The sequence below is a fragment of the Sutterella seckii genome (assembly GCF_009183815.1).
GTDB lineage: Bacteria > Pseudomonadota > Gammaproteobacteria > Burkholderiales > Burkholderiaceae_F > Sutterella > Sutterella seckii.
The window spans coordinates 1-9,719 of sequence record NZ_WEHX01000090.1; the positions used below are offsets into that span (position 1 = coordinate 1).

Here is a 9,719-nt window from a genome sequence, read left to right on the forward strand (position 1 = left end):
AAAGCCTCAACATCGGATCGGTGCTGAGGCTCTCGGCGTTGTTTTGGGTACTGTCGGCGAAGTGGAAAAACTGGCTTTCCGAATTTATGGAAGCCCCCTAATGTTTCATTTATATTACCGTTTTGAATCGGAGTAATTCGCATTTATTGGTACGTGTTTTAACTTAAGGGCATTTTCTGATTGCGAATCGTTCTTAGTGCAGTTTTTTCCGCGCTTCCGCCTTTTCATAGTAGGGGTAATATGAGGACATGTCGGAAGGCTGCCGCCAAGAGCAGTCCAGCCGGGAACCGATGCGGAAAGTCTTCGGAAGAAGGTTTTCCGGGCTGACTCCATTTCCCCGGGATTCAGCCAGTCCGGAAGCTTTTAAAGCTTCCCTATCCATCGAAGTTCCTTACGCTCACGACCCCGCAATCCGACGAAATTTGATGAATCCTTACTACGACATTTGATTTAATTCTTTCGTGGAGCAGTAAAAAATGAACCAGAACTACAAGTACGGCCTTTTCTTCCTCGGTGGTCTCGCTGTCGGCGCTCTCGGTGCCATGGCCATCTCGCGCGGCAAGCTTTCCGTGAAGCCCCTTGCCACCGATCTCATCTCGAGCGGCATTGATCTTCGCGACAAGGCGCTCGCCGCTGTTGAAGGCGTGAAGGAAGACCTCGCCGACGTCGTCGCTGAAGCCCAGGTCAAGTCCCAGGAAAAGCGCGAAGCCAAGGAAAAGGCTGAAGAAGAAGCCTCCTGCCCGGTCGTTGCTGAAGCCTGCCCGGCCGTGAAGCCCGCGAACTAATCCTCGCGCGCTCCACGCTCGAGGCTCGAGAGAAGCTGAAACGCCTTCGAAGCGCCTTCGCTCATCCGCGAACCTGAAGAACCGTTGCCCCCGCGGCGGCGGTTCCGTCATCAGAAGCGCTCCCGGATGAGCGATCATGAGCCGCAATGCCTCGCATGGCCGGTTTACGGACAAGCGGGGCATTGCTTTTTCTCAATCGAAATAATGCTCATTTGCCTTCAATCAAGGCAGAATGCTTCTCTATATCCATTGAAGAACCTTCCCCCCTGAAGAGGAGTCCCCGCTCCCTTCCGGAAGGCGCTTCGCACGAGCCAATTTTTTTTCGCAAAGCCTGCGCGCCTGGTCCCCCGAAAGGGATCGGGCGACATGCTTGAAGGCTTTTCAGAGGCAAACAACAAATGCAGTTCTATCTGAAGCATGCGGTCGGCAACCGTGAACGCTGGAAGACCAGAGGCACCCTCTCGCACGCGAGCGGCGTCATCATCGCCGAAGAGCTTACGAAGGTTCCCGGCGTTACGGGGCTTGAAGTGAATCCCCTCACGGGTAGCGTCACGCTCACCGTTGAAGACGTCGCCACGAAGGCGCGCACCGCCGCATATTTCGCAAGCCTTGCAACGAATCCCCCGATCCGCCGTCCGGGCCGCACGCTCGTCGTGGCCGAGGACCGCAGGGAAGCGCGCGAAGCCGCGCCCCGGCTCGTTTCGGGCGAAATGTTCCCCGAGGGCTCGCGCCCGCAGGGTCTCGTCGGCCAGACTTTCTTTGCGATCGAGCGGGGTTTCACCAACATGCCGGTGCTCCGCGTCTTTTCGAAAGTCCGTGATGCGCTCGCCCGCATCTTCCCGGCGCTTTTCAGCCTCTCGCGCACTGCCGTTCAGGCGTCGCGCGTGGGACCCGCGCTTGGGAAGGCGGCGCTTGAGCGCAACGAGGGCGAAGCCCCCGTGCTTAAGGAAGAGGATGCCGAGCTCGATTTCTCCGGCCTCGCCCGCTACATCTTCCTGAGACCCTTCCTCCCGATGGTGCTCAATATCGGGAACGCCGTTCTTGATTCGATCCCCTATCTCATTGAAGGCGTGAAGAATGCCTTCAAGGGCAAGCTCAACGTCTCGGTGCTCGACGCCTCTGCGATTCTTGTTTCGCTCCTGAGGCTCGACTTCGGAACGGTGGGGCTTCTCACGCTGCTCCTTGGCCTGGGCGACATGCTCGAGCGCTATACGAGAAAGAAGTCCCTCGCGTCGCTTGCCGACCAGCTCGCCATCAAGGTCGATCAGGTCTGGGTCCGCAGCGCCGACGGGAAGCTCTCCCAGAAGCAGCTCAATACCCTCACGAAGGAAGACCTCGTCGTCGTCCGCGCCGGTTCCGTCATTCCTGTCGACGGCGTGGTCACTGCCGGCGACGCCTCCGTCAACCAGGCGACCATGACGGGCGAACCGCTCCCCGTTCACCGCGAGGCGGGCGGAAGCGTCTTTGCCGGCACCGTGGTTGAAGACGGCGAAATCGACATTCGTCCGACGGCTTTGGGCGACGCCTCGAGGCTCTCCCAGATCGTCAACTTCATTCAGAACAGCGAAGCCGCGAAGGCGGGCATTCAGGGCAAAGCCGAGCGCCTTGCCGACGCCATCGTCCCCTACAACTTCCTCCTCGCGGGCTTGGTCTTCCTCTTCACGAGAAACCTCACCCGCACGGCCTCGGTCCTGATGGTCGACTATTCGTGCGCGCTGAGGCTCGCCACGCCCCTCGCCATTCTCACCGCCATGAAGAACGGCACCGAAAAGGGCGTGCTCGTGAAGGGCGGCCGCTACCTCGAAGCCCTCTCCGAGGTCGACACGGTGGTCTTCGACAAGACGGGCACCCTCACGCAGGCTTCTCCGGTTCTCTCCGACGTCGTGCCGATTCACGACGAAATCGACGAAGAGGAGCTTCTGCGCCTTGCCGCCTGCCTTGAAGAGCACTTCCCGCATCCGGTCTCCCGCGCCATCGTGCGTCAGGCCCAGGAAAAGGGCATCTCCCACAACGACGAGGAGCACGACACTGAAGTGCGCTACATCGTCGCGCACGGCATCTGCTCGTCCGTCGGCGGCAGAAAGTGCGTTCTCGGCAGCCGCCACTTCGTGGGCGACGACGAGAAGGTTGATCTCCATCCCGCTCAGGAAGTCGTCGACCGCCTGGCCGCGGAAGGCAAATCGATTCTCTACCTCGCCGTCGGCGGCCGCCTTGCGGGCGTCCTCGGCATTGAGGATCCGGTTCGTCCCGAAGCAGTTGCCGCCATCAAGGCGCTTCGCGAACGCGGCATCAGCCGCATCCTCATGCTCACGGGCGACGACAACCGCACGGCCGCGCACGTCGCTGCGAAGCTCGGCCTCGACGGCTACCGCGCTCAGGTCCTTCCGCAGGACAAGGCCCGTCACGTGCTCGACCTCAAGGCCGAGGGCTGCCGCGTGCTGATGGTGGGCGACGGCATCAACGATTCGCCGGCGCTTTCCGCCGCGCATGTGGGCGCCACGCTTCGCGACGGCACCGACATTGCTCAGGAAGTGGCCGACGTCGTTCTCACCCGCAACAGCCTCCTCGACCTCCCGACCGCGATTGATCTCGGCTGCGCGACCATGGGCCGCATCCGCCAGAACTTCGCCGTCTCGGTAAGCCTCAACACAGGCTTCCTCGCGGGCGGCCTCATGGGCGTCCTGATGCCTGCCGTGGGCGCGCTCCTTCACAACGCCACCACGATCGGCGTCTGCCTGAATGCCATGCGTCCGACCCTCGGCACGACGAGAAGCTTCACGGAAACCGTGAAGGAAATCGAAGCCAACATGAGGGGCACCCTCACGAAGATCTCGAACAATGCGCCTGAAAGCGAGCGTCCGATCGACCTTCCCTTCACTGCCCCTGCGAAATAAACGAAAGGATAAGAAAAATGCTTGACCCCCGTACTTTCGTGCGTTCCGTCACTCACGGCCGCGCCCGCATCCGCCACGCGTCGCTCAAAGGCCTTTCCGCCGATGAAGCGAAGGTGATCGCCGACATGGTCGAAGGCTTCGACGGCATCACCTCCGTCTCGATCAACCCGCGCGTGGGCTCGCTCCTCGTCACCTGGGACGAATCGCAGACGAATGCCGAGGCTCTGCTTCAGGCGGCGGCCTTCTTCCTCCCCGAAGACGCGTCCGACGCTCAGGCGGAAGTCTCCGACGAGGGCGCCGCTCCTGAAGGCGTAGCGCAGGCTGCGCCCGCGGCCGGTGCTCAGGCGCCGCAGAAAAAGTGCCTGAAGGACTCGGCCAAGAAGGCTGCCGGCTCGGCGCTCGCCGCTGCTGAAGACGCTGCCGGCCGGGCGCTCCTTGCCGTGAGTCCCCTCATTGCCCCCGACCAGCAGAAGGGCGGCAGAACGAAGCGCGTGACGCAGAACCGCCTGATGCTCGCTGCATACGGCGCATCGCTTGCCTCGCTCTTCGTGAAGAGCACCCCGCTTCATGTCGGGCTCGGCGTCCTTTACACTCTCTTCCTCGGCGTCCATCTCTATCAGCACCGCCGCGTGCTCTAAGGAAGAAAAAAGGATTTCACATGAAGCTCTGGCTCAGAATCACGCAGGGACTTGCCGCGCTCCTTCTTTCGGCGGCGGCGATTTCCCTACTCTTCTTTGCCGGAGCGCTTCTCATTGGAATCGCCGCGGCGGCGCTCCTTGCCGCCGCGGGTCTCTATCTTGCAGCGCCCGAAAACGCGAGAAAAACGTTTTCGCTTCTTATCGAGCGCATTGATGCCTGGATTGCCGCCATGCAGGCAATCGTCGACAGCGCCGGGAATCTCGTCCAATCCTTCATCCATTCCCGCGCCGCTGCTCCCGAAGAGGAGTCCCAGGCAAATACGGCCGCACCAGAGGCTGATGCTTCAGCCAATCCCGGCGTTCCTGCCGAACGACCGGCAGAAGAAAAGAACTCCGGCCGGTGACGGCAGTCTCGCTTTCATCTCTCCCCCAGCGCGGACGTTGCCTTTCGACGACGACGCATTCCCGCCGTCTTTCTGAGAAGACCCATTCTTTTTGCGCCAACGGCTCAATATTGCCGCTTCAACAGCATTCAGATTGTTTTTCGAGCAAAAAGCTTCTCTTTTCGCTCAGGCCCGCAATCAGAGCCCTACCCCTATTTTGATATCGGGCAAATATTTCCGGAAACTTACAAACCTTAAGCGGGTAAACACTCTTTTTGCCCGGCTCCGGCGGCACTTCCTTCTGCGCTTCAAAAATAAACGATTCTCATTTAAATTCAATGAGTTATCGCGCAATAAATCGTCTTTCCCGCGGTCGCTTCCATAACCTATCCGGAGGTACGAAAACGAGCGGCTGACAGTAAAAATGTATCTGAATTTGAAAACGCGAAAGATTCTCAGTAGTATGTCGATGTCTAATCAATAGAAGGAGGACCCTACGTAAATGACGGAGCCCAAACAAATCCGAAAACTCGCCGATGTGGAGTTGAAGACTCCCTTCACCGTTGCGCGCCTGAAACTCGACGATGCGGAAATCGCGCATCTCGCTGACCTTGGCATGCGCCTTGGCAGTGTTGTTCGGGTGCTGCAGGTTTCCCGCGACGAACCCCTGCTCGTTGCAGTAGGAGACGGGCGCATTGCCGTCAATTACGCAGTGGCCCAGAAAATCTACGTTTACTAAATAAGAATCGAGGACACCATGTATCTCAAGGAACTTCCTGTTGGTTCCAAGGGCAAAATCGTCGGCTTCGGCAAGGAACATCCTGAATACCGCCGTCGTCTTGTCATGCTCGGAGCCACCCCTGGCACGACCTTTGATGTCGTCCGCATCGCTCCCCTCGGCGACCCGATTGAAATTCGAGTCCGCGGCAGCTTCATCAGCGTTCGCCGCGATGAAGCCACTCTGATGGAAGTCGAGAAGATTTAATCGAGTTTGATTCAGATACCGGCAGCGGAACCCTCAGCTGTCCGTCTATCCATCAGAAAAAGAACGCATTCAAATCCATACTGGAATCTGAAATGAGCCAGCACATCGTATGCGTGGTCGGCAATCCGAATTGCGGCAAGACCACATTCTTCAACGCGCTGACGGGTTCCCGCCAGCGCGTGGGCAACTGGCCCGGCGTGACGGTCGATAAGAAGACCGGCAATTTCGAATACAAGGATGCCAAGATCGAGCTCGTCGACCTTCCGGGCATCTACTCCATCACCCCGGCGGCTTCGTCGGGCGAAGACGAACGCGTCGCGCGCGACTACATCCTCTCGGGTGAAGCCGAAGCCGTCATCAACATCGTCGACGCCTCGAACCTCGAGCGCAACCTCTACCTCACGGCTCAGCTCATCGAAATGCGCGTTCCGATGATCGTCGTCGTGAACATGCTCGACATCGCCAAGCAGCACCACATGGAAATCCGCCTCGATGAGCTTCAGAAGGCTCTCGGCTGCCCGGTGGTCGGCATCGTCGCCTCGCGCGAAACAGGCTTGAACGACGTGAAGGACACGCTCGTCAGCTTCCTCGCGAACCCCGTGGTTCCGCCGATGGCCGTCGAATTCGACAAGGCCATTACGGACGGCATCGCTCAGGTTGCCGCCGACCTCAAGGCTGAAGGCGTTGAACGCGCTCCCTGGTTCGCCAGCCAGTTCATGGAAAAGGCTCCGGGCCTCGCTGAAAAGCTCCCGAAGATCGACCTCTCGAAGGTTGAGAAGGTTGTTGCCGACCTCGACGCCAAGTATGACGGCGACCTCGACATCGCCATCGCCAATGCGCGCTACTCCTTCGTTTCCGCGATTGCCGAAAAGGCGGTCGTGCGCAAGGGCGAAGCAAGCGCCACGATGACGGATAAGATCGACGCGGTTGTGCTCAACCGCTGGCTCGGCCTCCCGATCTTCCTCGTCATCATGTACGTGATGTTCCTCTTCACGCAGAACCTCGGCGGCTGCTTCATCGACTTCTTCGATATTCTCGTGGGCGGCGTCATGGTTGACGGCTTCTCCGAGCTCCTCTCGAGCATCGGCTGCCCCGAATGGCTCACCGTCTTCCTTGCCAACGGCATCGGCGGCGGCCTCCAGACGGTCTCGACCTTCATCCCGCCCGTCTTCTTCCTCTTCCTCTTCCTCGCCGTCCTTGAAGACTCCGGCTACATGGCCCGCGCAGCCTTCGTTATGGACCGCCTGATGCGCGCCCTCGGCCTTCCGGGCAAGGCCTTCGTGCCGCTCATCGTCGGCTTCGGCTGCAACGTGCCCTCCATCATGGCCACCCGCACGATGGACCGCGCCTCCGACCGCATCATCACGGTTCTGATGGCTCCGTTCATGTCCTGCGGCGCCCGCCTCCCGGTGTACGTCCTCTTCGCGACGGCCTTCTGGCCCACCAACGGCCAGAACCTCGTGTTCCTCCTCTACATCATCGGCATCTGCGCGGCAATTCTGACGGGCTTCATGCTGAAGCGCGCCGCCCTTCCGGGTGCGGCTTCCGCCTTCGTGATGGAAATTCCGCCGTACCACATCCCGACCTTCAAGGGCGTGATGCTCCGTACGTGGGACCGCGTGAAGACCTTCCTCTTCCGCGCCGGCAAGGTGATTGTGGTCATCGTCGCCTGCCTCGCCTTCCTCAACTCCCTCGGCAAGGACGGCTCCTTCGGCAATGAAGACAGCGAAAACTCCGTCCTCTCGTCGATCGGCCGCACGATCGTTCCGATCTTCCAGCCGATGGGCATTCAGGAACAGAACTGGCCTGCCGCTGTGGGCATCTTCACCGGCATCTTCGCTAAGGAAGCCGTGGTTGGTACCCTGAACTCCCTCTATGACGGCATCGCCGCTCAGAAGGCCGCTGAAGCTGCTTCCGAAAAGGCTGCTGCTGAAGGCGCTCCTGCTGAAGAAGCCGCTCCTGAGGAAGAAGAAGGCTGGTCCTTCTCGGCCACCCTCGACGAAGCGCTCTCGACCACGTGGGACAACCTGAAGGATCTCGGCTCCGCCTTTGCCGACCCGATGGGCATCAGCGTGGGCGACCTCTCCGACGAAGCCGCTGCTGCTGAAGAGCAGGAAGTTTCGACCGGCACGATCGACACGATCAAGACCTTCTTCGGTTCTTCCTCCGGCGCCTTTGCCTACCTCCTGATGGTGCTCCTCTACATGCCCTGCTGCGCGGCCATTGCTGCGGTCTGGCGTGAAGTCGGCACTGCCTGGACGATCTTCTCGGGCACCTGGTGCTGCGTCCTCGGCTACACCGCCGCGACGATCTTCTACCGCGTCGTCAACTTCGGCGAAGCCCCGGCCTACAGCGCGATCTGCATCGTGGTTTCTCTCGCCATCATCTACGGCATGTGGCTCTGGATGAAGTCCTTCGCCAAGAAGGATGCGGAGAACGCCCCGAAGGTGATCCCGATTCACTCGGCCCGCTGATTGAGATAGAGACGGTCAAAAAGCTTCGCGCTGCCTGACCGCCTCCCCTCAGAAAAATCGAACGCTCCCGGCAGATTCTGTCGGGAGCGTTTTTTTGGGTGCGCCCGGCAGCGCACGTGTGTTTATGTGGTGAAAGTGCACTGGCCGCCCGAGAAGGGGGAGGTCTAGCGACTCGGCAGAGTCAGGGAGGCAACGATCTGATGAAGGAAGCCGATAGCAAATAGCCAGTCCGACGAACAGGAAGCGGATGTGAGGCGTCTCAATTGGGAGAGCGAGCCAAAAGTCGTTATTAACTAGATCAATAAATACATGACGTATGTCGATTATGCGGCTCTCGCGTAGAGGGGGCTCTCATTTTGGGAGCAAGCTCGAATCGGTTCCAGCTGCTCTTTGAGGCTGGCAGTGATTTCCTTCGTAAGCGCCAACGTCTCCTCGTGATTCTTCGGTCCTTTCTGACGCAGCTCCGTTTTGAGCTGGCGGTTTAGTATTTCATCCGGATTCAGCTCAGGCGAATCAGCGGGCAGGAAGAAGAGCTCGATTTCAGCTTCATGCTTTCTGCACCAGGTCTGAACCAATTTCGCATGATGGATCTTGCCGTTGTCGCAGATGACGAAGAGCGTGCGCCCCTCCTTGCGGTAATCCTTGATCAGTCGGTGCAGAAAGCGAATGAAGGAATAGCGGCGCACAGCGGAGCGCTGAAATGCAAAGGCGGGAAGCCCCTGGTTGTTGACCGCGGAAATCATGACGGGCGCGCCATAGCAGGCACGGCGATCATGCAGGATCGTCGGCGTACAGCCGCGCGGCGCATAGCCGCGAACCCAATTGGCATCCTGCTGCTCGGCGGTCTCGTCTTCCCAGAAGATCGCGGCATTTTCCTTCTTGGCGCGTTCGGCAATTGCCGGATAATCCGTTCCGAGCCACTGCTTCACCGCGGCATCATTCTGCTGAATAGCTTTCTTTTTCGGACGCTGCGGCGTCATGCCCCATGAGCGCAGGTACCGTCATACCGTCGACATGGAAAGATCCCTCTTGAGCGCCTGATGGATCAACTTCCGCACGGCCCTGGCAGTCCACAAGGCGAAATCGAACTTCATTTGGGCAGGGTTCTTGTCGATAATCCAGCCCGCGACCTTTTGTTCTTCTTCTCGGGTGAGGAGCCTTCTGTCTTGGGCCGCAGCTTCATTCATGCCGCGTTTCTTGCCGGCTACGGCGCTCTCGAATCCCTCGGTCTGATATACCTTGATGACAAGGGTAACCCACTGTCGGGACAATCCTAAGCGTCGGGCGATTTCAGCACGCTTGACGCCATCGCGGAAGTAAATGACGCAGCGGCGGCGAAGTTCCTGCTGAGCATCAGGAGTCATCTTGCGGCCGTCAATGGAAGCGTAGGCGTTATGTTCACAATCTATTTATAAATTATGCAACACCAGTATACGATCATCAAGTATTTTGCGGCTCTGTTATTATTAACAAAGGTATTTAATAGTTGACGGATGGTGCTGTGTGGCGCTTGGGGTCAGGCCGCCTGTGCATAGAGGGTACTCTCATTCGTAAAACAGG

General features: G+C 59.2%; 9 protein-coding genes. 7 read left to right on the forward strand and 2 right to left on the reverse strand.

Going from position 1 to position 9,719, the window contains the following annotated elements; all coding sequences use genetic code 11:
- The first annotated feature begins 476 nt into the window (after window positions 1–476).
- The 7 genes from GBM95_RS09815 to feoB all read left to right on the forward strand — a co-directional run bounded on the left by GBM95_RS09815 (window position 477) and on the right by feoB (window position 8,159).
- A complete protein-coding gene (locus tag GBM95_RS09815) occupies window positions 477–785 on the forward strand; it encodes a hypothetical protein (protein ID WP_152158934.1) in 309 nt (102 codons plus the stop codon).
- A gap of 398 nt (window positions 786–1,183) precedes the next feature.
- The gene (locus tag GBM95_RS09820) at window positions 1,184–3,679 is read left to right on the forward strand and encodes a heavy metal translocating P-type ATPase (protein WP_152158935.1); all 2,496 of its coding nucleotides are present in this window, start codon (window positions 1,184–1,186) and stop codon (window positions 3,677–3,679) included.
- A gap of 17 nt (window positions 3,680–3,696) precedes the next feature.
- Window positions 3,697–4,317: an HMA2 domain-containing protein gene (locus tag GBM95_RS09825; protein ID WP_152158936.1), complete on the forward strand. Its 621-nt coding sequence runs from the start codon at window positions 3,697–3,699 to the stop codon at window positions 4,315–4,317.
- Window positions 4,318–4,337: 20 nt separating this feature from the next.
- Entirely contained in the window at window positions 4,338–4,721 is a 384-nt protein-coding gene (locus tag GBM95_RS09830; RefSeq protein WP_152158937.1) for a hypothetical protein, read from the forward strand.
- A 481-nt stretch (window positions 4,722–5,202) separates the two neighbouring features.
- A complete protein-coding gene (locus tag GBM95_RS09835; protein WP_152158938.1) occupies window positions 5,203–5,439 on the forward strand; it encodes a FeoA family protein in 237 nt (78 codons plus the stop codon).
- An 18-nt stretch (window positions 5,440–5,457) separates the two neighbouring features.
- On the forward strand, window positions 5,458–5,685 hold the full coding sequence (locus GBM95_RS09840; protein WP_152158939.1) for a FeoA family protein: 228 nt from the start codon (window positions 5,458–5,460) through the stop codon (window positions 5,683–5,685).
- A gap of 92 nt (window positions 5,686–5,777) precedes the next feature.
- Window positions 5,778–8,159, forward strand: a complete 2,382-nt coding sequence (feoB, locus tag GBM95_RS09845; RefSeq protein ID WP_193222656.1) for a Fe(2+) transporter permease subunit FeoB — start codon at window positions 5,778–5,780, stop codon at window positions 8,157–8,159.
- 323 nt (window positions 8,160–8,482) lie between these two features.
- Here feoB and GBM95_RS09850 read toward each other — a convergent pair whose 3' ends face one another.
- Complete coding sequence (locus tag GBM95_RS09850; protein ID WP_226963267.1) at window positions 8,483–9,154, reverse strand: IS630 family transposase; 672 nt, start codon at window positions 9,152–9,154, stop codon at window positions 8,483–8,485.
- 6 nt (window positions 9,155–9,160) lie between these two features.
- Window positions 9,161–9,523: a helix-turn-helix domain-containing protein gene (locus GBM95_RS09855; protein WP_152158942.1), complete on the reverse strand. Its 363-nt coding sequence runs from the start codon at window positions 9,521–9,523 to the stop codon at window positions 9,161–9,163.
- Window positions 9,524–9,719 lie beyond the last annotated feature (196 nt).

What these genes read in the sequence shown, in the direction of transcription:
- GBM95_RS09815 (WP_152158934.1), top strand. Translation starts at nt 477, where the DNA reads ATGAACCAGAACTACAAGTACGGCCTTTTCTTCCTCGGTGGTCTCGCT.
- GBM95_RS09855 (WP_152158942.1), bottom strand. Translation starts at nt 9,523, where the DNA reads ATGACTCCTGATGCTCAGCAGGAACTTCGCCGCCGCTGCGTCATTTAC.
- feoB (WP_193222656.1), top strand. Translation starts at nt 5,778, where the DNA reads ATGAGCCAGCACATCGTATGCGTGGTCGGCAATCCGAATTGCGGCAAG.
- GBM95_RS09840 (WP_152158939.1), top strand. Translation starts at nt 5,458, where the DNA reads ATGTATCTCAAGGAACTTCCTGTTGGTTCCAAGGGCAAAATCGTCGGC.
- GBM95_RS09835 (WP_152158938.1), top strand. Translation starts at nt 5,203, where the DNA reads ATGACGGAGCCCAAACAAATCCGAAAACTCGCCGATGTGGAGTTGAAG.
- GBM95_RS09825 (WP_152158936.1), top strand. Translation starts at nt 3,697, where the DNA reads ATGCTTGACCCCCGTACTTTCGTGCGTTCCGTCACTCACGGCCGCGCC.
- GBM95_RS09820 (WP_152158935.1), top strand. Translation starts at nt 1,184, where the DNA reads ATGCAGTTCTATCTGAAGCATGCGGTCGGCAACCGTGAACGCTGGAAG.
- GBM95_RS09830 (WP_152158937.1), top strand. Translation starts at nt 4,338, where the DNA reads ATGAAGCTCTGGCTCAGAATCACGCAGGGACTTGCCGCGCTCCTTCTT.